Annotated in this window: 23 protein-coding genes; 6 read left to right on the top strand and 17 right to left on the bottom strand. The window is 70.4% G+C overall.

All coding sequences use genetic code 11. From position 1 onward, the window contains the following. Positions 1 to 48: 48 nt before the first annotated feature. The 9 genes from era to hrcA all read right to left on the bottom strand — a co-directional run bounded on the left by era (position 49) and on the right by hrcA (position 7,806). Positions 49 to 927, bottom strand: coding sequence for a GTPase Era (gene era, locus O7632_RS12160; protein ID WP_278114100.1), 879 nt, complete (start codon positions 925 to 927; stop codon positions 49 to 51). Further along, positions 924 to 1,301, bottom strand: a complete 378-nt coding sequence (locus O7632_RS12155; RefSeq protein ID WP_278114098.1) for a cytidine deaminase — start codon at positions 1,299 to 1,301, stop codon at positions 924 to 926. The genes era and O7632_RS12155 overlap by 4 nt, the downstream gene beginning before the upstream one ends. After that, the gene (locus O7632_RS12150) at positions 1,294 to 2,688 is read right to left on the bottom strand and encodes a hemolysin family protein (RefSeq protein WP_278114096.1); all 1,395 of its coding nucleotides are present in this window, start codon (positions 2,686 to 2,688) and stop codon (positions 1,294 to 1,296) included. Before O7632_RS12150 ends, O7632_RS12155 begins: the two co-directional genes overlap by 8 nt. Positions 2,689 to 2,699: 11 nt before the next feature. Next, a complete protein-coding gene (ybeY, locus tag O7632_RS12145; protein ID WP_278114095.1) occupies positions 2,700 to 3,167 on the bottom strand; it encodes an rRNA maturation RNase YbeY in 468 nt (155 codons plus the stop codon). 17 nt (positions 3,168 to 3,184) lie between these two features. Further along, positions 3,185 to 4,243 carry a PhoH family protein gene (locus tag O7632_RS12140; RefSeq protein ID WP_278114093.1) on the bottom strand — a complete coding sequence of 353 codons (1,059 nt, stop codon included), beginning with the start codon at positions 4,241 to 4,243 and terminating at the stop codon, positions 3,185 to 3,187. Positions 4,244 to 4,394: 151 nt separating this feature from the next. After that, positions 4,395 to 4,745, bottom strand: coding sequence for a histidine triad nucleotide-binding protein (locus tag O7632_RS12135; RefSeq protein ID WP_278114091.1), 351 nt, complete (start codon positions 4,743 to 4,745; stop codon positions 4,395 to 4,397). 57 nt (positions 4,746 to 4,802) lie between these two features. Next, positions 4,803 to 5,546, bottom strand: coding sequence for a 16S rRNA (uracil(1498)-N(3))-methyltransferase (locus tag O7632_RS12130; RefSeq protein ID WP_278114089.1), 744 nt, complete (start codon positions 5,544 to 5,546; stop codon positions 4,803 to 4,805). Between the two features lie 35 nt (positions 5,547 to 5,581). After that, positions 5,582 to 6,715: a molecular chaperone DnaJ gene (dnaJ, locus tag O7632_RS12125; RefSeq protein WP_278119992.1), complete on the bottom strand. Its 1,134-nt coding sequence runs from the start codon at positions 6,713 to 6,715 to the stop codon at positions 5,582 to 5,584. Between the two features lie 68 nt (positions 6,716 to 6,783). Beyond that, entirely contained in the window at positions 6,784 to 7,806 is a 1,023-nt protein-coding gene (hrcA, locus tag O7632_RS12120) for a heat-inducible transcriptional repressor HrcA (protein ID WP_278114087.1), read from the bottom strand. Positions 7,807 to 8,169: 363 nt separating this feature from the next. Here hrcA and O7632_RS12115 point away from each other — a divergent pair, with 363 nt between their 5' ends. Further along, complete coding sequence (locus tag O7632_RS12115; protein ID WP_278114086.1) at positions 8,170 to 8,766, top strand: DUF4870 domain-containing protein; 597 nt, start codon at positions 8,170 to 8,172, stop codon at positions 8,764 to 8,766. A gap of 134 nt (positions 8,767 to 8,900) precedes the next feature. Here O7632_RS12115 and hemW read toward each other — a convergent pair whose 3' ends face one another. Then, on the bottom strand, positions 8,901 to 10,124 hold the full coding sequence (gene hemW, locus O7632_RS12110) for a radical SAM family heme chaperone HemW (RefSeq protein WP_278114084.1): 1,224 nt from the start codon (positions 10,122 to 10,124) through the stop codon (positions 8,901 to 8,903). A gap of 17 nt (positions 10,125 to 10,141) precedes the next feature. Here hemW and O7632_RS12105 point away from each other — a divergent pair, with 17 nt between their 5' ends. The 3 genes from O7632_RS12105 to O7632_RS12095 all read left to right on the top strand — a co-directional run bounded on the left by O7632_RS12105 (position 10,142) and on the right by O7632_RS12095 (position 13,268). After that, complete coding sequence (locus O7632_RS12105; protein ID WP_278114082.1) at positions 10,142 to 10,942, top strand: enoyl-CoA hydratase-related protein; 801 nt, start codon at positions 10,142 to 10,144, stop codon at positions 10,940 to 10,942. 211 nt (positions 10,943 to 11,153) lie between these two features. Further along, the gene (locus O7632_RS12100; RefSeq protein WP_278114081.1) at positions 11,154 to 12,044 is read left to right on the top strand and encodes a hypothetical protein; all 891 of its coding nucleotides are present in this window, start codon (positions 11,154 to 11,156) and stop codon (positions 12,042 to 12,044) included. Positions 12,045 to 12,365: 321 nt separating this feature from the next. After that, positions 12,366 to 13,268 carry a phytanoyl-CoA dioxygenase family protein gene (locus tag O7632_RS12095; RefSeq protein WP_278114079.1) on the top strand — a complete coding sequence of 301 codons (903 nt, stop codon included), beginning with the start codon at positions 12,366 to 12,368 and terminating at the stop codon, positions 13,266 to 13,268. Positions 13,269 to 13,423: 155 nt separating this feature from the next. Here O7632_RS12095 and O7632_RS12090 read toward each other — a convergent pair whose 3' ends face one another. The 3 genes from O7632_RS12090 to lepA all read right to left on the bottom strand — a co-directional run bounded on the left by O7632_RS12090 (position 13,424) and on the right by lepA (position 16,203). Further along, the gene (locus tag O7632_RS12090; protein ID WP_278114077.1) at positions 13,424 to 13,702 is read right to left on the bottom strand and encodes a GlsB/YeaQ/YmgE family stress response membrane protein; all 279 of its coding nucleotides are present in this window, start codon (positions 13,700 to 13,702) and stop codon (positions 13,424 to 13,426) included. Positions 13,703 to 13,780: 78 nt separating this feature from the next. Then, positions 13,781 to 14,311 carry an NUDIX hydrolase gene (locus O7632_RS12085; protein WP_278114075.1) on the bottom strand — a complete coding sequence of 177 codons (531 nt, stop codon included), beginning with the start codon at positions 14,309 to 14,311 and terminating at the stop codon, positions 13,781 to 13,783. Between the two features lie 5 nt (positions 14,312 to 14,316). Beyond that, complete coding sequence (gene lepA / locus O7632_RS12080) at positions 14,317 to 16,203, bottom strand: translation elongation factor 4 (RefSeq protein ID WP_278114074.1); 1,887 nt, start codon at positions 16,201 to 16,203, stop codon at positions 14,317 to 14,319. A 233-nt stretch (positions 16,204 to 16,436) separates the two neighbouring features. Here lepA and O7632_RS12075 point away from each other — a divergent pair, with 233 nt between their 5' ends. Both O7632_RS12075 and rpsT read left to right on the top strand, forming a co-directional pair. Beyond that, positions 16,437 to 17,537, top strand: coding sequence for a phosphotransferase (locus O7632_RS12075; RefSeq protein WP_278114072.1), 1,101 nt, complete (start codon positions 16,437 to 16,439; stop codon positions 17,535 to 17,537). Positions 17,538 to 17,648: 111 nt separating this feature from the next. After that, complete coding sequence (gene rpsT, locus O7632_RS12070; protein WP_278114070.1) at positions 17,649 to 17,915, top strand: 30S ribosomal protein S20; 267 nt, start codon at positions 17,649 to 17,651, stop codon at positions 17,913 to 17,915. Between the two features lie 157 nt (positions 17,916 to 18,072). Here the strand turns inward: rpsT and O7632_RS12065 are convergent, their stop codons facing one another. From O7632_RS12065 to O7632_RS12050, 4 genes are all read right to left on the bottom strand, one after another. Beyond that, the gene (locus O7632_RS12065) at positions 18,073 to 18,681 is read right to left on the bottom strand and encodes a hypothetical protein (protein ID WP_278114068.1); all 609 of its coding nucleotides are present in this window, start codon (positions 18,679 to 18,681) and stop codon (positions 18,073 to 18,075) included. Between the two features lie 5 nt (positions 18,682 to 18,686). After that, a complete protein-coding gene (gene holA / locus O7632_RS12060; RefSeq protein ID WP_278114066.1) occupies positions 18,687 to 19,673 on the bottom strand; it encodes a DNA polymerase III subunit delta in 987 nt (328 codons plus the stop codon). Between the two features lie 197 nt (positions 19,674 to 19,870). Further along, a complete protein-coding gene (locus O7632_RS12055) occupies positions 19,871 to 22,393 on the bottom strand; it encodes a ComEC/Rec2 family competence protein (protein WP_278114065.1) in 2,523 nt (840 codons plus the stop codon). Further along, complete coding sequence (locus O7632_RS12050) at positions 22,390 to 23,253, bottom strand: ComEA family DNA-binding protein (RefSeq protein ID WP_278114063.1); 864 nt, start codon at positions 23,251 to 23,253, stop codon at positions 22,390 to 22,392. The genes O7632_RS12055 and O7632_RS12050 overlap by 4 nt, the downstream gene beginning before the upstream one ends. Between the last annotated feature and the right edge of the window lie 67 nt (positions 23,254 to 23,320).

The raw sequence follows: 23,320 nt of genomic DNA, 5'->3' as shown, positions 1-23,320 counted from the left end.
TTCGGGGTCACGATGCGGGATCGCTCGGCGATGGTGCCGCTCGGCCGTTCAGAATCCCAGCTTGCGCAACTGTCGGGGGTCGCGCTGCCAGTCTTTCGCGACCCGTACGTGCAGGTCGAGGTAGATCCGGCTGCCGAGTAGTTCCTCGATCTCGCGGCGGGCCCGGGTGCCGACGTCACGCAGTCGGCTACCGCCGGCGCCGATCACGATCGCCTTCTGACTCGGCCGCTCGACGTACACGTCGGCGAACACCCGGATCAACGTGTCCTCGGGGATCATCTCCTCGACGACGACCGCGATCGAGTGGGGCAGTTCGTCGCGGACGCCTTCCAGCGCCGCCTCCCGGATCAGTTCACCGATCAGCACCTGCTCGGGCTCGTCGGTGAGCATGTCGTCGGGGTAGAGCCGGGGCGAGGGCGGAAGGTATTTCGTCATCACGTCGACGAGCGTGTCGACCTGGTGGCCGGTCGCCGCGCTGACCGGCACCACCTCGGCGAAGTCACCCAGTTCGCTGACTGCCAGCAACTGTTCGGCGAGCCGCGCGCGGTCGACCAGGTCCGTCTTGGTGACCACGGCCAGTACGGTGGCCTTCAGCCCGGCGATCTCGGCGGTGATGAAGCGGTCGCCCCGGCCGATCGTCTCGTCGGCGGGAATGCACAGCCCGATGACGTCGACCTCGCTCCAGGTCTGCCGGACCAGGTCGTTGAGGCGTTCGCCGAGCAGTGTCCGGGGCCGGTGCAGGCCCGGGGTGTCGACCAGGACGAGCTGCGACTCCGGCCGGTGCAAAACCCCGCGAATGATGTGCCGGGTGGTCTGCGGCTTGCTGGAGGTGATCGCGATCTTCTGGCCGACGATAGCGTTGGTCAGCGTCGACTTACCGGCGTTGGGCCGGCCGACGAAACAGGCGAACCCGGCCCGAAAGTTCACTGACGCACCGTACCGAGCAGGGTCCCGTCCGGGGCGGCGACGTGGATCGGTGCCTCGGCGGCCAGGTCACGCACCACCGCGTGGCCGGCACCGTCCAGCGTGGAGGCCTCGGTCACCACGACGGCCGCTTCCAGGCGGGTGGCGCCGGCGGCGACCGCCGAGGCGACCGCGAGCTGCAGCGCGGTCAGGGTCAGCGACGGCAGGGCCACGTTGGCCCCGGCGTAGGTGCGGCCGTCCTGGTCCCGGACCGCGGCACCCTCCACCGCGCCGATCCGGGCCCGCGCGCCACGGGCCAGCACGACCAGCTTGGCGTCCTCGTCGGACAACGGGGCGGTCTGCTCCCCGACGGGTGCGGTGGATGGTGACTCAGGCATCAGCGTGTTGCCTCTCCTGCGTGCGGACATGTCGGCGTTCGCCCCGCTCGGCGGGGGTGCCATCGGTCGGCCTCGACGGCGGCTGGTCGAGGACCCGCGTCACCAGGACGGTGTCGACCCGGTTTCGCCGGCCGGTGGTGCCTTCGGCGACCAGTCGCAGTCCGGCGACGACGACTTCCGCCCCGGGAATGGGTACCCGGCCCAGTGCGTGCGCCATCAGCCCGCCGACCGTCTCGACCTCGTCGTCGGTGAGCTCGATGTCGAACAGTTCGCCGAGGTCCTCGACGGGCAGTCGCGCGGTCACCCGCGCCTGGTCGTCGGTGAGCCGCTCGACCGGAGGACGTTCGACATCGTACTCGTCGGTGATCTCCCCGACGATCTCCTCCAGGATGTCCTCGATGGTGACCAGACCGCCGGTGCCGCCGTACTCGTCGACGACGATCACCATGTGGGTACGGGCGGCCTGCATCTCGGAGAGCAGGTCGTCCACCGGTTTGGACTCCGGCACGAAGGTCGCGGCCCGCATCAGGTCGACCACGGCGATCTCCTCCGCCTCCGGGCCGGCTCCCTGGGTACGGCGGACCACGTCCTTGAGGTAGACGATGCCGCGAACGTCGTCGACGTTGTCGCCGACGACCGGAATCCGGGAGAAGCCGGAACGTAGGAACAGCGCCCGGGCCTGACGCAGCGTCTTGTGCTGCTCGATCCACACCATCTCGGTCCGGGGCACCATCACCTCACGGGCGATGGTGTCGCCGAGCGCGAAGACCGAGTGGATCATCTGCCGCTCGCCGTGCTCGACGACGCCGCGCTGCTCGGCCAGGTCGACCAGTTCACGTAGCTCGATCTGGGTGGCGAACGGCCCTTCCCGGAAGCCTTTACCCGGGGTCACCGCGTTGCCGATCAGGATCAGCAACGACGCCAGCGGGTTGAGTGCCCGGCCCAGCCCGCGCACCAACGGCGCGGCCGCCCGGGCCACCACGTACGCGTGCTGGCGACCGATCGTGCGTGGCCCGACGCCGACGACGACGAAGCTGACCACGGTCATCGCGCCGGCGGTGACCAGCGCGGCGGCCCAGCCCGCGCCGAGGGTGTCCACGGCGACCAGCGCGACGAGCGTGGTGGCGGTGAGTTCGCACAGCAGGCGCAGCAGAAGCAGCAGATTGACGTGCCGAACGGCGTCCGCCGCGACCAGCTTCAGCGCGTGGGCGCCCCGGCTGCCGCTACGGGCGAGTTCGGCGGCTCGGGCCGGGGAGACCATGACCAGCGCGGCCTCGGTCATCGCGATGATCCCGGCCACCACCACCAGCCCCGCGGCGACGATCAGAAGTTGCAGGTCCGGCAGCCCCGCCTGGCCCGCGACGGCGGCGAGCGGGGTGCCGGACATATGGCCAGGGTTCACTTGGCCCGGGTTTCCTTCCAGCTGTAGAGCAGGCGAGCCTGCAGTTCGAACATTTCCCGTTCCTCGTCCGGCTCGGCGTGGTCGTAGCCGAGCAGGTGCAGCACGCCGTGCACGGTGAGCAGATGCAGCTCGTCGGCGGCGGCGTGACCGGCGGTGGCGGCCTGCTTGGCGGCCACCTCGGGGCAGAGCACGATGTCACCGAGCAGGCCGGGCTCACCCGGACTGGACTCGCCCGGGCCGTGGTCCACGCTGCCCTCGTCCATCGGGAAGGCGAGCACGTCGGTCGGCCCGTCGCCGCCCATCCACCGATGGTTGAGCTCGGCCATGTAGTCGTGGTCGACCAGGAGTACGGACAGCTCGGCGAGCGGGTTGACGCCCATCTCGTCCAGCGCGTGGCGGGCGACGGCGAGCACCGCGTCGGTGTCGACGTCGACCCCGGACTCGTTGGCGATCTCGATGGACAACTGATCTCCCGAAGCTGTTAGCGGCGCCGGTTCGCCCGGCCGCCGTGGGCGGCCCGACCCGGCACCGCGTGGACGCCCTGATTCTGCTGGGCCTCGCGGTCGGCGTCCCAGCGGGCGTAGGCGTCGACGATGTCGCTGACCAGCCGGTGCCGGACCACGTCGGTGCTGGAAAGCTGGGCGAAGTGCACGTCGTCGACGCCGGACAGGATCTCGCGCACCACCCGCAGCCCACTGGTGGTGCCGCCGGGCAGGTCGACCTGGGTGATGTCGCCGGTCACCACGATCCGGGAACCGAACCCGAGCCGGGTCAGGAACATCTTCATCTGCTCCGGCGTGGTGTTCTGCGCCTCGTCGAGGATGATGAAGGCGTCGTTGAGGGTGCGGCCCCGCATGTACGCCAGCGGCGCCACCTCGATGGTGCCCGCCGCCATCAGCTTCGGGATCGAGTCGGGGTCGAGCATGTCGTGCAGCGCGTCGTAGAGCGGGCGCAGGTAGGGGTCGATCTTCTCGTAGAGCGTCCCCGGCAGGAAGCCGAGCCGTTCACCGGCCTCGACCGCCGGACGGGTCAGGATGATCCGGTTGACCTGTTTGGCCTGGAGCGCCTGGACCGCCTTGGCCATGGCCAGGTAGGTCTTGCCGGTGCCGGCCGGGCCGATGCCGAAGACGATGGTGTGCGCGTCGATGGCGTCGACGTACCGTTTCTGACCGAGCGTCTTGGGCCGGATGGTGCGCCCGCGCCGGGACAGGATGTTGAGGGTGAGTACGTCCGCAGGCCGCTCGGTGCCGCCCTGGGCGAGCATGCCGACGGTCCGCCGGACGGCGTCGGTGGTCAGGGTCTCGCCCTTGGCGATGAGTTCGAGCAGTTCACTGAAGAGACGCTCGGCCACCGCGTTGTCGGCGGGGGCCCCGGTGATGGTGATCTCGTTGCCACGTACGTGCACGTCGCTGGCGACGGACCGCTCGACCAGCCGCAAGATCTCGTCGCCTGCGCCGAGCAGGTTGACCATGATCTGCGGGTCCGGAACGGTGATCTTGGTCTGCACCCGGGCCTGCCCGGGAGGTGGAGTGCCGGTCATGGGTCGGCCCGCGGGCCTTTCGCACCTGCTCTCAAACTCGGCGCCGCACCCTGGGTCGCGGCGGGCGGATGACTCCCATCGTATCGGCTCAACGCCGGACGCACCGTCTCCATTTCGCCGCCGTCGCGCGCAAGCCCGACCGGCCGGCGGTTCAGCTGCTGAGCATCGGCCCGAGCGGAGCGCCGCCCACGACGTGGGCGTGCACATGGAAGACCTCCTGCCCGGCGTACCGCCCGGTGTTGAAGATCAACCGGAACCCGTCCGCGCGCAGGCCCTCCGCCTCGGCCACGGCGGCGGCCGTCGACAGTACCTCTCCCGCCAGTGCGGGGTCGGCGGCGGCCAGGGTCGCCACGTCCGGATGATGCGGCTTGGGAATGACCAGTACGTGCACGGGAGCCTGCGGACGAAGATCGCGGAACGCGACCGTGTTCGGGCTCTCGTGCACCAGTTCGGTCGGTAGCTCACGCAGGGCGATCCGGCAGAAGACACAGTTGTCACTCACGTCACGGATGGTAGGCGGACCGGGATCGGGGGTCGAACCCGACCGGGTCGCGCGCTACTACCAGCGGCCGAGCCGGACGGACAGGACGGCCAGCGCGGCCGGGCCGGCGGTCGACGTCCGCAGGACGGAGTCCCCCAGCCGGACAGGTCGGGCTCCGGCGGCGACGAAGGCGGCCAGTTCCTCGTCGGCGATCCCACCCTCCGGCCCGACGACCAGGACGATCTGGCCGGCGGCTGGCAGATCGACCCGGCTCAACGGTTCGTCGGCGGCCTCGTGCAACACCAGGCCGGCGGCGGCGCCACCGAGCCGGGCGGCCACCGCCGAGGTCGATTCGGCCGGGACGTCGTCCGAGCCGGCGACGGCCGGCACCCAGGGCCGGCGAGCCTGCTTGGCCGCTTCCCGGGCGGTACTCACCCACCGCTGCCGGGCCCGCGCACCCCGTTCGTCGCGCCAGCGAGTGACCGACCGGGCCGCCGCCCAGGGCACGACTTCGTCGACTCCGACCTCGGTCATCGCCTGCACCGCCAACTCGCCCCGGTCGCCCTTGGCGATGCCTTGGACGACCGCCAGGGCCGGGTCGGCCGGTGCGACGTACCGGCGGTCGACGATCCGCAGGTCCAGGCTGCGCCGACCGGCGGCCTCGACCACCGCCAGCGCCGTGGCACCCCGACCGTCGGCCAGCAGGAGCTCCTCGCCGGCGCGCAGCCGCACGACGGCGGCGGCGTGATGGCCCTCCGAGCCGTCGAGGGTGTACGCCGAGTCGGTCGGCACCCGCTCGACCAGGAACAGCGGTGCGCTCACGACGGGCGGGTGGTCGACCGACTGGTGATCAAGGATCAGCCGTGGCCGTTGAACGCGTCGCGCATCCGGGAAAAGAAGCCGCCCTGCTTGCTCAGCTCGGCGACCTCCTCGCCCCGGGTCTTGGCGAAGTCCCGCAGGATCCGTTCCTGGTCGGCGTCGAGCTTGGTCGGGGTGCGGACGTCGAGGTGCACGTAGAGGTCACCACGACCGGTGCCGCGCAGGTGTGGCACTCCCCGGCCGCGCAGCCGCAGCGTGGCGCCCGGCTGGGTGCCCGGCTTGACGTCGAGCGGCTCGTCGCTGTCCAGGGTGCGGATGGTCAGCCGGGTACCCAGGGCGGCGGCGGTCATCGGTACGGTGACCCGACAGTGCAGATCGTCGCCCTTGCGGGAGTAGACGTCGTGCGGCCGCTCGTGAATCTCCACGTAGAGATCCCCGGCGGTGCCGCCCCCGGGGCCGACCTCCCCCTGCTGGGCCAGTCGGATCCGCATGCCGTCCTCCACCCCGGCGGGGATCTTGACGGTCAGCGAACGCCGGGTCCGGACCCGGCCGTCCCCGGCGCAGGTCGGACAGGGGTGCGGGATGACCGTGCCGTAGCCCTGGCAGGCGACGCAGGGCCGGGAGGAGACGACCTGGCCGAGGAAGGTCCGCTGCACGGACTGCACCTCGCCCCGGCCACCACACGCCTCGCAGGTGGCCAGATGGGTGCCGGTGGCGGTGCCCGCGCCGGAGCAGGTGGTGCAGATCACCGCCGTGTCGACCGTGATCGGCGCCTCGACCCCGAAGGCGGTCTCGGACAGGTCGAGCTCCAGGCGCAGGATCGCGTCGGCGCCGGGGCGGGTACGCGACCGGGGCCCACGGGATCCGGCGGCCGCTCCGAAGAAGGCATCCATGATGTCCTGGAAGCCGACGAAGGGTCCGGCACCGCCGGGGCCACCGCCAGGGCCGCCACCGGGGGCGAGCGGGTCACCGCCGAGGTCGACGATCTGCCGCTTCTGGTCGTCGGAGAGCACCTCGTACGCGGCGTTGATGTCCTTGAACTTGTCAGCCGCCGCCGGGTCCGGGTTGACGTCCGGATGGTATTGCCGGGCCAGCTTGCGGTAGGCCCGCTTGATGTCATCAGCGGAGGCGTCCCGGCTCACGCCGAGAATGCCGTAGTAGTCCTTGGCCACTGCGTCTGGTGTCCTCATGTGTCAGTCTCGCGTGTGCAGTTCGCCGGGTCAGGAATGCTGCCCGTCGGTCAGTTCTGCGCCAGCAGATCGCCGACGTAGCGTGCCACGGCGCGAACCGTGGCGATGGTTCCGGGGTAGTCCATCCGGGTCGGCCCGAGTACGCCGAGACCACCGACGATGGTGGCACCCGGTCCGTATCCGGTGCTGACCACCGAGGCGGCCCGCAGGTTGTCGATCTCGTTCTCGTCACCGATGCGTACCCGAAGCGTGCTCGGCTCCACCTCACCGATCAGCTTGAGCAAAACGACCTCCTCCTCCAACGCCTCAAGTATGGGACGCAGCGAGCCCTGGAAGTCGAGTAGTCCTCCCCTGGTCAGATTAGCGGTTCCGGCCAACGCGATGCGTTCCTCGTGCCGCTCGACCAGCGTTTCCAGCAGGACCGTGGACAGCGTGGTCATCGCCGGTCGCAGCGTGGACGGCGCTTCGTCGACGAGCGCCTGCACCAACGGCGGGGTGTCGGAGAGCCGACAGCCACCGAGTTTCTCGTTGGCCAGCCGGCGCAGGTCGGTCACGTCGTCGGCCGAGATCGGCGCGGGCAGCTCGACGAGCCGTTGCTCGACCCGTCCGGTGTCCACGATCAGGACGACCATCAGCCGGGTGGTGGAGATCGGCACCAACTCCAGGTGCCGCAGGGCCGACCGGGAGAGGCTGGGGTACTGCACGACGGCGACCTGGCGGGTGAGCTGTGCCAGCAACCGGACCGTACGGTGCACCACGTCGTCGAGATCCACCGCGCCGGCGAGGAACCGCTCGATCGCCCGGCGCTCGGCGGGGCTCAGTGGCTTGACCCGGGAGAGCCGGTCGACGAAAAGTCGATAGCCACGATCCGTCGGCACCCGTCCGGCGCTGGTGTGCGGCTGGCGGATGTAGCCTTCTTCCTCCAGCACCGCCATGTCGTTGCGGACCGTGGCCGGCGAGACACCAAGCTGGTGGCGCTCCACCAGGGCCTTGCTGCCGACCGGCTCCTGGGTGGCGACGTAGTCCTCGACGATCGCCCGGAGCACGTCGAGCTTACGGTCGTCGAGTCCCATCTCTCACCTCCTCCAGGGCGGCGGCCGTCGTGGCCGCGGTCAGCCGATGTCCGCTTCGACCCGCCGCTTCGACCCGCCGATTCGACGCACTGGTTCGTCGCACTGGTTCGTCACACTGGCACTCGGCAATAGTGAGTGCCAGCATACTTCGCCCGGCAGCGGTAGGCGACGGCCGGTTTTCGGGCTGAACCCGACGGTTCTCGCCCCGCGCCACGAATCAGGTGACAGGGCGCAGGCGGCCCGTTACCCGGACGACAGGTACGGGCCCATTGGCGGCTCTGCCCGCCCTACGGACCTACGGCCTGGGAAAATCGTCGGCGGGGCTAGCTGGCGCGGCTTGATCCGTCCCCCTACCGTGACGGCATGACTGAACCACCTCGCCCACCAGGAGAAGGCGGCTTCGGCGGCACGCCGGACCCGACTTCTCCGCCCCCACCCCCAGCGTCCTACTCGATGCCGGGCGAGGCCTCCTCTCCCGGATACAACCCGCCGCCCAGCGGCGAGAGCTACCCGCCGCCCGGCTACCCACCGCAGGACGGGGGCTATCCGCCAGCTGGCGGCGGCTACCCGCCACCGGCGGGCGGTCCGGGTTACGGAGGTCCGCCCCCACCCGGCTACGCCAACAACGACGAGAAGACGTGGGCGCTGATCGCCCACTTCGGTGGCGCGCTCGGCGCGTTCATCAGCTTCGGACCCCTCGGCTTCGTCGGCCCGCTCATCGCCTACCTGGCGAAGGGCCAGCAGTCGCCGACGGTCCGCGCGCACGCGCTCGCCGCGCTCAACTTCCAGATCCTCTGGTCGGCGATCGCGTTCGTGCTGCTCTTCGTCAGTTGGTGCCTGCTGTTCATCCCGAGTCTGGTGGTCTTCGCCATCCAGATCGTCTTCGGCATCATCGCCGGTATGAAGGCGAACGACGGGATCGTCTACAAGTACCCGATGTCCGCCAACTTCATCAAGTGACGGCAAGCGTCATCACGTGACGGTCTGATGCCCCGGAGCCGGGCGGCTCCGGGGCATCAGACCGTGCAGGCGGGGCATCAGACCGTGCGGACCGACGAAGACGACGCTGGCGATGCCGTCCGGACGCGGCGCGGTCACGGCAGCAGATCACGCAGGACCGCGTCGGCCAGCAGCCGCCCGCGCAGCGTGAGCACCGCGCGTCCGGACCGATGCGCGGACCCGTCGAGCAGTCCGGTTCCGACCGCCCGCGCGGCGGCGTCCCGGCCCGCCGGTTCCAGCCGGTCCAGCGGCACGCCGGTGGCGAGCCGGATCGCCAGCATCACCTCTTCGACCCGCTGGTCCGCGCGACTCAGCAGTTCACGTCCCTGACCCGGCGAGCGCCCGTCAGCCAACCGGGCGGCGTATGTGGTGGGGTGTTTGACGTTCCACCAGCGAACCCCGCCGACGTGGCTGTGCGCCCCCGGACCCAGGCCCCACCAGTCGCCACCGGTCCAGTAGAGCAGGTTGTGCCGGCACCGTCCGGCCGGCGACCGCGCCCAGTTCGACACCTCGTACCAGGTGAAGCCGGCGGCGTCGAGGGCCGCCTCGGCGGCGAGATAGCGGTCGGCGGCCAGATCGTCGTCGGGCCGCGCGACGTCGCCCCGACGGACCCGCGCCGCGAGCCGGGTGCCCTCCTCCACGATCAGGGCGTACGCGCTGACGTGGTCCACCCCCGAACCGATCACGGCGGCCAACGACGCGGCGAAGTCGTCCGCCGTCTCCCCCGGCGTCCCGTAGATGAGATCCAGGTTGACGTGCGCGAAGCCGGCGTCCCGGGCTTCGCGGGCCGCCGCCAGGGCGCGGCCGGGAGCGTGCCGGCGCTCCAGCACGTCGAGTACGGCCGGTGCCACCGACTGCATGCCGAGCGAGATCCGGGTGAAGCCCGCCTGGCGCAGGGCCCGCAACGATCGCGGGTCGACCGATTCCGGGTTGGCCTCGGTCGTGATCTCGGCGTCGTCGGCCAGACCCCAGGTGGCGTCGACGGCGGCGATCAGCCGGGCGAGGTCGTCGGCCGGCAGCAGGCTCGGCGTACCGCCGCCGACGAACACCGTGTCCACCCGCCGGGGAGAACCGTCGGCCAGGACCTTCGCGGCGAGGTCGAGTTCGGCGAGTACGGCTTCGACGTACTGGCCGGTCGGAGCGGTGCCGCCCAACTCCGCCGGTGTGTAGGTGTTGAAGTCGCAGTAGCCGCACCGCGCCGCGCAGAAGGGGACATGCAGGTACACCCCGAACCCACGGCGTCCCACGTCGGCGCGGGCCGGCTCCGGCAAGGAACCGTCGGCGGGCACCGGCACACCGTCGGGAAGCGGTCCTGGCATACGACTAGTGTGCCGGCATGGATGAGCCTCGGCCCACCAGGCCCGCGCAACCGTTGATCCGTACGGTCACCGAGTCCGGGGTGACCACCCTGGTCCTGGACAGCCCGACCAACCGCAACGCGCTGTCCACCCCGCTGATGACCCTGTTCCTGGCCGAACTGGCGGCGGCCGTGGCCGATCCGCAGGTACGGGTGGTGGTGCTCAGTCACACCGGACCGGTCTTCTGCTCGGGCGCGGACCTGACCGAGACGGCCGCCGCGTACGCCTCGCGGCAGGTGCCCGTCGGCATGCTCGGCGACGTGCTCGCCGCGTTGTGGGAGTGTCCCAAGCCGGTCGTGGCCCGGGTCGCCGGCCCGGCGCGGGCCGGCGGTCTCGGGCTGATCGCCGCCGCCGACATCGCGATCTGTGCCGATACGGCCACCTTCGCCTTCACCGAGGTCCGGCTGGGTGTCGTCCCGGCGGTGATCTCCGCCACCGTGTTGCGCCGGCTGCAGCCCCGGGCCGCCACCGAGCTCTACCTGACCGGTGAGGTGTTCGACGGGCGGCGGGCGGAGCGGATCGGGTTGGTCTCCGCCGCCGTCGCCGCCGACGAACTGGACGCGGCGGTCACGGCCTGCTGCGCCGCGTTGGTCCGGGGCGCCCCGGGCGCGTTGGCCGGCACCAAGGAGTTGCTCCGGCGGGTCCCGGCGGAACACATCGGCGACGACGTCGAGTTCCTGCGTGGGCTGTCCACCGACTACTTCCTCTCCGACGAGGGCCGGGAGGGGGTGTCGGCCTTCCGGGAGAAGCGCGACCCGTCCTGGGTGCCGAGGCCCTGAGTCGTCGGCCGGCCGGGTGAGTCGTCGGCCGGCCGGGCCGGTCTGACCGCCGGGCCGTCGAACTCGATCGGGGTCCGCACCGTGTTCGGTTCGGGGTGCGCGGACGCCCTGACAGGGTACGCCGGGATCCGGTGACGGCGTGTGTCGGTCGCGCGCGCTGGACGTCACATCAGACTCTGGTGTACCAAGGGTCGCAGCGTTTCGGTTGGGGGTGTCGGTGCGAATTCGGACCATGATGGTGCTGGTGGCCGTACTGGTGGTGGTCGCGCTGCTCGGTGGGGCGGGCCTGGGCCGGTGGATCGGCGAGTTCTCGTTGCCGGGTGCCAGCAGCGGTTGCGTCGTGGTGATTCCCGAGACGATGCCCGGTGCCGGTGACTCCGAGCTGCGCCGGGTGGTGCTGGACACCGAACAGATGGCGAACGCGGCGACGATCGCGGCCATCGGCGTACAGCGGGGGCTGCCGCCGCGGGCCGTCGTCGTCGCGCTGGCCACCGGGTTCCAGGAGTCCAAGCTACGCAACCTCGCCGGCGGCGACCGGGACTCGGTCGGGCTGTTCCAGCAGCGGCCGAGCCAGGGCTGGGGATCGGTGGCCGAGATCCGGGACACGAGGTACGCGACCAACGCCTTCTACGCCGGATTGGAACGGGTCCGCGGCTGGGAGGACATGCGGGTGACCGATGCGGCGCAGGCCGTGCAGCGGTCGGCCTTCCCCGAGGCGTACGAGAAGTGGGCGGACGAGTCCGAGGTGCTGACCGCCGCGCTGCTCGGCGACGCCACCGGTGCCGTCTCCTGCACTGTCGACCGTGATCCGGCGATGCGCGGCGTCGAGGCGACGGCGGCGTTGGCCGACGGGCTGCGGCTGGACTGGGGAGATCTGGAGACGCTCTTCCCGGCGTGGGAGTCGCCCGCGTTGACGGTGCCGGTCACCGATGTGCGGGCGGGCTGGCGCTACGCACACTGGCTGGTGTCGCACGCCACGGACCACGGGGTGAAAAGGGTCGCGTACGCGGATCAGGAATGGACCGCCGAGGACGGCGTCTGGGTGCCGATTTCCGGCGGTGGGGCCGAAGCCGGACAGGTGACGGCGGAAGTCTTCGCCTGATCGAACAGGGAGTTCGGGTGCCGGCGATCGGATGTCGGTGACCGGGGCGCGGCGAGACGGACGTTCGGCACCACCGGAAGGTTGCTCTCGCTGACCGACGGTTAGCGCAACAAGCGCCAAATCACCATATGCCATATTTTATCGCCGATAGGTAGTTACTAGAAGTAGTCAGATAGGCACCTGGAGCTGTCGTTTCTGGGTATTCGCGGGGAATCCCGCACCCGTCGACAAGGAGCCCGTTCAGCCGGACCCAGAAGAGCTAGGATCACCATCCGCCAGGGCCTTCACGAGGCTTGCTCAAGTCGATGGGACGGGAAAGCTGTGTTCGATTACGGTGGGCGAACCGGTTACGAAGCAATCAGTGATATCGACCGGAAGGAATTCCACGAGCAGGGCTTCCTGCTGCTGCGCAACGTTCTCACCGAGGAACACCGAGCCGCGCTGGAAGCGGCGGTCGACCGGGTGTACGCCGAAGAGAAGGCAGCTGGCAACACCACCGCCGACGGCACCCTGCACCTGCTGGGCTTCCTGGAGCGCGACGAACTCTTCGGCGACCTGCTCACCCAGCCGGTCGCGTTCCCGTACATGTGGGGACTGGCGGGCTGGAACATCTACACCCACCACAACCACTTGGACGTGACCCCCCCCGCGCTGGAGCCGGAAAAGCCCTACTGGGGGTGGCACCAGGACGGCTACCGGCAGAACTCGGACCCGGAGACCATGGATCCGAACCTGCCCCGACCGATGTTCTCGCTGAAGGTGGCCTACGTCCTGTCGGACCTGTCCGAGACCGGCCGGGGCGCGACCAAGGTGATCCCCGGCAGCCACCTGCGCAACTCACTGCCCCGACCGACGGATCTGAGCGTGCACAACCCCGATCCGGAGGGCACCGTCGAGATCACCGCCAACCCGGGTGACGCCTTTATCTTCGACCGGCGGCAGTGGCACTCCCGATCGACCAACCTGTCGACCGTCACCCGCAAGATGCTCTTCATCGGCTACACCTACCGGTGGATCCGGCCCCTCGACGAGCTGCACCCGGACAAGAACGGTTCCTGGTGGGCCAACCGCACCCCCGTGCAGCGGCAGCTACTCGGCGAAGGCACGCACACCGCGAACTACTGGGGCATCAACTGGGACGGGTACATCGACGACGAGATCCCGCTGCGCAAGGAGCTCAAGCAGCGCGGGCTACTCGACCGCACCATTCCCTGGTTGCGCTGACGCGCTACGTACCAGCCGGTTGTCGGACGAGAAACCGGAACGGGTCCGTCGACGCCACCCGATCCCGCGAGCTACGGGACGGGCGGCGACGACGGACCCGTTCGGTGTCTGTCGACGCTACGAACCTGGTCGTCGACCTTGCGTGCGGACTCCGGTCAGTAACGGCTCACGCTGCGCCGGCCGGTGACGCCGACCACCAGAGCCACACCGATCGCCGCCAGCACGACCTGGACGAACAGCTCACGCCAGTCGAAACCGGCGGTGGTGGCGAACCCGGCGGCCCGAGCGATCACCGTGCCCAGCAGAGCCGCACCCACACCGATCAGCATGGTCAGCCAGATCGGGATGTTCTGCTTGCCCGGCACGACCAGGCGCCCGAGCGCACCGATGATGAGACCGACGATGAGCGCGGTGATGATCCCGGCGATAGTCATTGCTCGTCCTCCTGTCGGAGATGTCACGTTGTCGTTGGTGACCGCAATGTTCCCGAGGATCGTGAAAACCAAACCGGTTCATCGTCCCAACATCGACGCCGCGTCCCGGACTGCGGCATCCATGGTCGGGAACGCGAGAGTGGGCGGATCGGTCAACGGAAACCACCCGGCCGCGTCGGCCTCCGCCGGATCGAGCCGCACCCGGTCATCTCCCGAGATGGTCGCCAGGTAGAAGCACTCCAGCACCGCCAACGTCTCGTCCTGGAACTCGTACTCGCCGAGGTAGAGCCCGACCAGCCCGCCCAGCTCGACACGCACGCCGAGCTCCTCACGGCATTCCCGTACGGCGGCGTCGCTCGGGTGCTCGGCACCATCGCAGAACCCGCCGGGCGTCTCCCAGTGGCCGGCTCGGGGCTGCACCACCCGGCGGATGGCGAGGAACCGACTGCGGCTGGCGTCGACCACGATCACGTTGGCCGCTGGCCGAGCGTTGTGGAACAGCTGGTAGCCACAGTCGCGGCAGCGGGTCGGCGGGGTGGCGGGCAGGCCGGCGGCGCAGCGCGGGCAGTACGCCGCCGTGGGGCCATACCCGCGTGGGATGGCCGCCAACGAACTCACCGCTTCCCGCCGGCCTTCCCGTCCGTACCGCCGCCGTCGGACGTCGACAGGGCGGCGATGAAGGCTTCCTGAGGCACCTCCACCCGGCCGACCATCTTCATCCGCTTCTTGCCTTCCTTCTGCTTCTCCAGCAGCTTGCGCTTCCGGCTGATGTCACCGCCGTAGCACTTGGCCAGCACGTCCTTGCGGATCGCCCGGATCGTCTCCCGGGCGATCACCCGGCTGCCGATCGCGGCCTGGATCGGGACCTCGAACTGTTGGCGCGGGATGAGACTGCGCAGCTTGGCGGCGATCGTGGTGCCGTAGCCGTAGGCCTTGTCCTTGTGCACGATGGCGCTGAACGCGTCCACCGGCTCCCCGTGCAACAGGATGTCGACCTTCACCAGGTCCGCCGGCTGCTCGCCGGAGGGCTCGTAGTCCAGCGAGGCGTACCCCTTGGTCCGGCTCTTGAGCTGGTCGAAAAAGTCGAAGATGATCTCGGCCAACGGGAGTGTGTAGCGCAGCTCCACCCGATCGGCGGAGAGGTAGTCCATGCCCTGCAGCGAGCCGCGCCGGCCCTGACACAGCTCCATCACCGCGCCGACGAAGTCGTTGGGCGTCAGCACCGTGGCCCGGACCACCGGTTCCCGTACCTCGGCGATCTTGCCGGTCGGATACTCGCTCGGGTTGGTGACGGTGACGGTCTCGCCGTCCTCCATCGACACCTGATAGACCACGTTGGGGGCGGTGGAGATCAAGTCGAGGTTGAATTCCCGCTCCAGTCGTTCCCGGATGATCTCCAGGTGCAGCAGGCCGAGGAAGCCGCAGCGGAAACCGAAGCCGAGCGCACCCGAGGTCTCCGGCTCGTAGGTCAGGGCCGCGTCGTTGAGCTTGAGTTTGTCGAGCGCCTCGCGCAGCGCCGGGTAGTCGGACCCGTCGATCGGGTACAGGCCGGAGTAGACCATCGGCTTCGGGTCCTTGTAGCCACCCAACGCCTCGGTCGCCGGCCGGGTGTTGATGGTGACCGTGTCGCCGACCCGGGACTGCCGGACGTCCTTCACCCCGGTGATCAGGTATCCGACCTCGCCGACGCCGAGCCCTTGCGCCTTGATCATCTCGGGCGAGATGACGCCGATCTCCAGCAGCTCGTGGACCGCGCCGGTGGACATCATCTTGATCCGGTCCCGGGCCTCGATCCGCCCGTCGATGACCCGGACGTAGGTGACCACCCCCCGGTAGACGTCGTACACCGAGTCGAAGATCATCGCGCGGGCCGGGGCGTCCGCGTCGCCGACCGGCGGGGTGAACTGCCGGACGATCTCGTCGAGCAGGTACGGCACACCCTCACCGGTCTTGCCGGACACCCGGATGCAGTCGGCTGGGTCCCCGCCGATCAGGTGGGCCAGCTCCTCGGCGTACTTGTCGGGCTGCGCCGCCGGCAGGTCGATCTTGTTGAGCACCGGAATGACGTGCAGGTCGTTCTCCAGCGCGAGGTAGAGGTTGGCCAGCGTCTGCGCCTCGATCCCCTGCGCCGCGTCGACCAGCAGCACCGCGCCCTCGCAGGCGGCCAGCGAGCGAGACACCTCGTAGGTGAAGTCGACGTGACCCGGTGTGTCGATCATGTTGAGCACGGCGGACTCGCCCTGGCGCTCGCCTGCCCGGATGGTCCACGGCATTCGTACCGCCTGGCTCTTGATCGTGATACCGCGCTCGCGCTCGATATCCATCCGGTCCAGGTACTGCGCACGCATCTGCCGGGGGTCCACGACCTCGGTCAGTTGAAGCATCCGATCGGCGAGGGTCGACTTGCCGTGATCGATGTGGGCGATGATGCAGAAGTTCCTGATGCGGCCGGGATCGGTGGCGCCGGGGGCGTTCACGCCGGAGTCGGGCGTCGGTGGCACGGTGGTCCGTTCTGCTCGGCTGGAGTACGTCGTCTCGACCGGTGTCGTCGCCGGTCGCTCCCTATGTTCCCACGCCATCGTCGGCGACACGGCGGCCATGCCACCCGAGCCCGGCCGGCCCGTACGACCACCTGGTCACCTGGTCTGTCGGCGAGCCACGCGAAATTCGCCACCGCCGGTTGTGCCGAGTCAGGCGACCGGCACGGCAAAATGGACAGGTGGCTACAGTGCGGTTGCCTGACATTCGATATGACGCGACAGCGGTCCGGCCCACCTGGGCGGATCTACCCGCCGATCTGCGTACGGCGATCTCCGGTCGACTCGGCAGCCCGGTGAACTGGGCCACCAGCACCGGTGGTGGATTCACCCGCGGCTTCGCCGGGGTGCTGACCACCAAGGCGGGCGACCGGGTCTTCGTCAAGGCCGCCTCGTTGGTCGAGCAGCGCCATCTCAGCGACTGGTACGCCCGGGAAGCGGCGCTCACCGCCGAGCTACCGCCGGGAGTCCCGGTGGCCAGGCCTCGTTGGACGCTGACCACGGCCGGCTACTTCGTCCTCTGCCTCGACGCGATCGACGGCCGGATTCCGGCGCTGCCGTGGGTGGATGCCGAACTGAACGCGGCGTTGGCGGCATGGTCCCGGACGGCGGAGGCGTTGCGGCGGCCCCCCGACGGTCTGACCGCCATCGGGCTGCCCCGGTTGGCGGACCTGGCCCGGGCCGATCTGGCCTGGTGGCAGGAGATCGCCGCCGGCCGGGAGCCGGTGCCGCCGGCCCTGGTGGGTCGCGCGACGAACGCGGCGGCCAAGCCCACCGTGGCGGCCGACACCACCGCCGGGGGTCCAGCGGTCCGGGGTACGGCTGCCGACGGTCGGTTGGCCGGAGGTACGGCTGCCGACGGTCGGTTGGCCGAGTTGGCGCGGCTGGAAGCGGCGTTGCCGGATCTGGTGGTCGACGACGCGGTGATCCACGGCGACTTGCGCTTGGACAACGTCCTCATCGATCGGGCCGGGGCGGCATGGATCTGCGACTGGACCTGGCTGTGCCGCGGCCCCGCCTGGTTCGACACGGTGACCCTGCTGGTCACGGCGTACGCCAGTGGGGTGGACGCCGACGCGTTGTTCGCCGCGCATCCGACCTCGGCGCACGCGCCGACCGGCGCGTTGGACGCCGCGCTGGCCGCCCTGTCCGGTTACTGGCTGACCCGCGCCGCCGCCGACCCGACCGGCGCTTCCCCACACGCGCGTGCCCACCAACAGTTCAGTGGCGAGACCTCGCTCGCCTGGCTCGCTGCCCGCCGCGGGTGGTCGGGCCCGTTTTGGCCGCTGGACGGATGAGCTGGTAACCTGACCTTTCGCGCGTGGAGACACGCGCAGTCAGCGTGTGTCAGTCAGCGCGAGTCGCTGATTGGCCGTTTCAATTTCGGATGAGCAGGGCGAGGCTGTCGCGTGGCGAACATCAAGTCCCAGATCAAGCGCAACCGGCAGAACGAGAAGCGTCGGCTGCGCAACAAGTCGGTCAAGTCGGCGCTGAAGACCGCCGTCCGCAAGTTCAACGAAGCGTCTTCCAGTGGTGACAGCGATCAGGCCACGGTTCTGATGCGCGAGGCGAGCCGCAAGCTTGACAAGGCGGTCAGCAAGGGCGTCATCCACAAGAACCAGGCGGCCAACCGGAAGTCCGCGATCGCCAAGCGCCTGCAGTCGCTCTCGTCCTGACGACACGGACGTCGCCGCAAGCATCACCGCGATCTCGCGTCAGACAAGGCGCAGCCCGTCGGGCTGCGCCTTGTCTGTGTCGACGGCTACCTCGGCCGGCGCCGCCGCAACAGCCGGCTACCAACAGCCGGCTACCGCCTGCGATGCCGACTATCACTCACCGGCAGCCGGCGTCGCCGGTGGAGTCGACCGCGACCCGTCGGTCTCGCTCGGCGAGGACGTCGAGGATCACGGTGGGCGCGCCGAGCGCCGCGACTGTCGCGGGATCGATCGGGGCCGGCTCCAGCACCGGCCCGATCGCAACGGTCTCCAGGAACACCGTCGGTCCGGTGAGGGCGGCATGCGCGGCGGTCGACTCGGTGTGTGCCCGGCCCAGCCGACGGATCTCGATCCCCGGCGCGGTGCCACCATCGCAGGTCGCGGTGGCCCCGGCCCAGACCGGGACCACGGGTCGGGGCCGCCAACCAACAGCGGGTGCCACCTCTCGGCGGAACAGTTCCTGCTCCCGCTCCGGGACGAGCGCGGCCGATCGGCTCACCGCCCCGGCCACCACATCGTTGATCTTGACCATGCCGGCGATCGCGACCGGCAGCACGAACAGGCCCCACCAGGGGATCAGCTCGGCCAAGGCGAGCAGCCCGCCGAACACGAAGCCGCCTTCGAAGAACATCAGGCAGCTCAACCCGCTGGGGTGTACGTGACGTAGTCGAAGCACCCGCGCGTAGAGCGGTTGGTACTCCTGGTCCTCCGCCACGTCGTCCGCCACGCCCGTCACCGTTGATCGCCACTGACGTGCCGGGCTTGGGCGACCGCGACGACCGCACGCTCCAGTGCGTAGCTTCGATCGTCGGCGCCACCTTTGACCTCGGCGTTGCACCGTGCGGCGGCCTGCATGGCGTCGACCAGACCGTGCGCGCTCCAACCCCGCCCCTGCCGCTGTGCCCGTTCGACCTTCCAGGCCGGCATTCCCAGGGTGCTGGCGAGCTGGTAGGCGCTGCCCCGGCCGGCCGAGGTCACCCGGGCCACGGTACGTATGCCGTCGGCGAGCGCATCGGCGATCGGCACCGGGTCGACTCCGACATGCAGTGCCCAGCGCAGCGCCTCCAGCGCCCCGGGTACGTCGCCGACGATCGCCGCGTCCGCCACGGTGAACCCGCTGACCTCGGCACGCCCCCGGTAGTAGCGGGCGACCGTGTCCGCGTCGATCCGCCCATTGGTGTCGGCGAGCAGCTGGGCGCACGCGGCGGACAGCTCTCTCAGGTCGTTGCCGACCGCGGCGAGGAGCGCCTCGGCCGCGTCGTCGGTGCAGCGTCCACCGGCTCGGCGGAACTCGTCCCGGACGAACGCGACCCGTTCCCGGTGCCCTTTGAGCTTCGCGGCGGGCACCACGGTCGCCCCGGCGGACCGCAGACCGTCGGCGAAGGCCTTGCCCTTTGCGCCACCGAGGTGGGTGACCACCAAGGTGACCTCGGGGTCGGGGCTCTTCGCGTACGCCAGCAGTGCGGCCGCCAGGTCTTTGCGGGCGTCCTGGCCGGCGCGCAGGACGATCAGACGACGGCCGCCGAACAGCGACGGGCTGAGCATCTCGGCGATCTCGCCCGGACTCACCGCGCCGGCTTCGTATTCGCGTACGTCGGTCTGCGGGTCGCCAGCTCGGGCGGCCTGGGTGGTCTCGGCGACCGCTCGGGTGACCAGAAGTTCCTCATCCCCGAGTACGAGCAACACGGCGGGCAGGGCGGCTGATTTCACGCCCGCCATGGTCGCATGACCCGAAGCGTCGCGAACAACCCCCATCATGGCTTTAGGTAGTCGTTCGATCACTCTATGAGAATATAGACATTTACGCCGAGTACAGCAGAAACACGGTCGATCAACTCGAAGGTTCCTGGATCGGCCAAAGCCACCGGATGCGATCCCGGACCCACCGGGTGCGATCACAGCCATCGGCTGACGGCTCAGCCAGCCCTGTCGGTGGCGTCGAGTTCGCGGTTGGCGACCCCCAATGCGCCGTCGCGGTACACCACCGACAACTCACCGTCGAGATCGGTCCGCAGCACTCGGGCGCCGCCCGCCGCCAACCGGGCCAGCACCGCCGGGTTCGGGTGTCCGTACCGGTTCTCGACACCGACCGGGACCAGCGCGACCGCTGGACGGACCGCGTCCAGGAAGGCCGGTTCCTGAAACGCCGAGCCGTGATGCGCGACCTTGAGGACATGTGCCCGCAGCCCGTCCGGTCCATAACGGTCGAGAAGCGCGCGCTGTGATTCGTGTTCGGCGTCACCGGTCAGCAGGATCCGCACCCCACGCACCACGGCCAACACCATCAACGAGTTGTTGTTGGGATCCGACCGAGTGCCGGAGAAGCGTCGCGTCGGACCGAGCACCGTCAGTTCCACGTCGCCGTACCGATAGGTCCAGCCGGCCTGGACCGGGCCGGCCCCCACCCCGTCGCGGACCGCCGCGAGATGCACAGCGTCCCGGCCGGCGGCCGGCTCCGGCCACGGTGTCGTGACGACCGCCCCCACCCGCCGGTCACGCAACACCCCGGGCATCCCGGCGACGTGGTCGGCGTGGAAGTGGCTGACGATCAGGACCGGAACCCTGCGGACACCCAATCGGCGCAGACAGCGATCGACCGCGCTCGGATCCGGACCAGCGTCGATCACGACGGCGGCGTCGGCACCTGCCGGCAGCACCACCGCGTCGCCCTGACCGACCGCGCACACCGCCACCACCCAGCCGTCCGGCGGCCAGCCCGGAGCGGCGATCCGAATCGGCAAGGCCCCGACCAGCGCGGCGACCGCGACGACCGCGAGCAGCCGACGGGCCGTCCGGCGCCGCGCGACGATCAGCAGCAGTACGGTCAACCCGGCCAACGACAACGCCCCGACCGCCCCGTCCGGCCACGGCAGCGAGCCCGCCGGAACCTGTGCGCCGTACCGGGCGACCAACACCAACCACCACGCCGGCCAATGGCCCAGCCACGCCACGAACTCGGCACCCGTCGGCCAGACCAGCGAGAGGATCGCCGCACCGACGCCGAGCACGGTAGCTGGTGCGATCGCCGGTACTACCAAAAGGTTGGCCGGTACCGCGACCAGGCTGATCACGCCCGACAGCCCGGCGACGACCGGGGTACAGGCGAGTTGCGCGGCAGCCGGAATCGTCAGCGCCTCGGCCACACCGGTCGGTAGCCCACGGGCCACCATCGCGTCGCGCCAACGGGGGGCCAACAGCAACAGGCCGCCGGTGGCCATCACGGACAGGGCGAACCCCGCGTCCACCGCGAGCTGCGGATCCACCACGACGAGCACGGCGATCGCGGCGGCCAGCGCGGGAATCGCGGCACGGGGGCGCCCGGTGGCCAGCGCGAGGAGTCCGATCGCACCCATCGTCGCGGCACGCACCACACTTGGTGAGGGACGGGCCAGGATCACGAAGCCGACCAACGCGATCGCGCAGGCCAGGGCGGTCAGCCAAGGGCCGGCACGACACCACCGCATGCCGAGCAGGACGAAACCCACGATGATCGCCACGTTGGAGCCGCTGACGGCGACCAGATGGGTCAGTCCGGTGGCCCGGAAGTCCTCCTCCACCTCAGGGCTCAGTCGGCTGGTGTCGCCCACCACGAGACCCGGCAGCAGGCCGCCAGGTTCGCCCGGCAACGACGCGCAGGCACGCTGCAGTCCTGTCCGCAAGGTCCCGGCGGCGCGCTGCGCCCAGTTCGGCTCACCGATACGCCGAGGATCATCGTCGCTCGACAGCACCCCGGCGTTGAGGTCACCTCCCCGGGACTGCGCCAGCCGACCGCTGAGCCGGACCCGTTGGCCTGGCAACAGCCCTTCCCATCGACCGCTGGTGCCGAGCACCAGCAACCGGGGAGAAACCACCAGTTGGCGGCCGACGGTACCGGGGTCCCCGACCATGCCACCTGGACCGCCCAGGCCCTGACCGGCAACCGGTCCGGGCCGCGCCGGTGCGCCGGAGGCGGCCGACGATCCGCTCGGCGATGGTGCCGGCGCGGCCACGGTGAGGTCGACCAGCCGCGTCGTCACCAGCCACAGCGGGGCACTGCCGACCGTTGACCGGATCTGCCGGGGATCGTCCCGGATCACCAGGACCACGGTCACCGCCGCCCGGTCCCGAACGAGCCCGGCGATCGGCTCGGCGTCCCGGACCACGACGCGGGCGGCCGCGGCCACTCCCCCGGTCAGTACGCCCAGGGCCACCGCGACGACCAGCCAACCGTGGCGACGCGCGTGGACAGCGGACCGGCCACGCCGTCGTCCGCCCGGGTCGTCCGAGACGCGGCGCAGCCAGCCGGCCGTTACCACCGCGACGGCTGCGGCCAAACCCACGACGCACAGCCCGGTTCTGGTCGAGGTCTGCACGACAGCGAACGCGGTGAGCCAGCAGGCGATCGCGAATCCGGCCAGCCGAAGGTCGGGAGGTGGATTGTCCCGTCGCGCCGGCTTCACACCGTCACCAGTTCGCGCAACTGGTCGAAGCGGGTGTCTCCGATCCCGCTGACCTCCCGCAGATCGGCGACGGAGTCGAAGCCGCCGACCCGGTCCCGGTGGTCGACGATCCGCTGGGCGAGTACCGGCCCGATGCCGGGAAGCGTCTGCAGTTGTTCGGTGGTCGCCGCGTTGAGGTCGACCTTTGCCCCGCCGCCGGACGCGGGGGCGGCACCAGCGACAGCGCCCGGTCCGGCGGCCACTCCGGGTGGCGGGGTCACCCCGACCGCGATCAGTTCGCCGTCGGTGACCTTGCGGGCCAGGTTGAGCCAGGCCAGGTCGGTGCCGGGCAAAGCTCCGCCCGCGGCGTGCACCGCGTCGGCCACCCGGGCGCCGACCGGCAGCCGGACCAGGCCGGGACGGCGTACCCGGCCGGTGACGGCGACCACCACCTCGGTGGAAGCGTCCGCCGCCGTCGCTTCGGCCGCCGGGTCGACGATCGCGGGTGAGTCAGCCGGCACGCCGCTCGCCGGTCCGGCCGTCGCGCCGACGACGGCCGCTCCGTCCACCGGCCGCACCGGCTCGACCTGCGGCCGGGACCGCCAGACAAGGATCGCCACGACGACGGTCACCACGACCGCGACGACCGCGAGTGCCTTCACACCCCGGCGTCCGGGATCGAAGGCGGCGGTCCGGAATCCCTGCCTGGAACCCGACACGAAGTCGAGTTCGTCGGCCCGGTCGGACTCGTCGGCCCGCGACGACTCCGCGTCGGTGTCCGGCGCAACGTCGCGGTCCGCCGGTCGGGCTTCCGCCGGCCCAGCGTCCACCGGTCGGGTCAGTCGCGCCAACCGTCGCCGGACGGTCTCCTCATCGGTCACGCCGCCGACCCTAGAAACGACGACGCGCGACGCGCGTCAGGCAGGAGAACGGCTGTGGACGACGCTG

It is taken from the genome of Solwaraspora sp. WMMD406 (assembly GCF_029626025.1).
GTDB lineage: Bacteria > Actinomycetota > Actinomycetes > Mycobacteriales > Micromonosporaceae > Micromonospora_E.
Note: the sequence above shows the minus strand (reverse complement) of the source record. Positions and strands in the feature narration are given on the sequence as shown.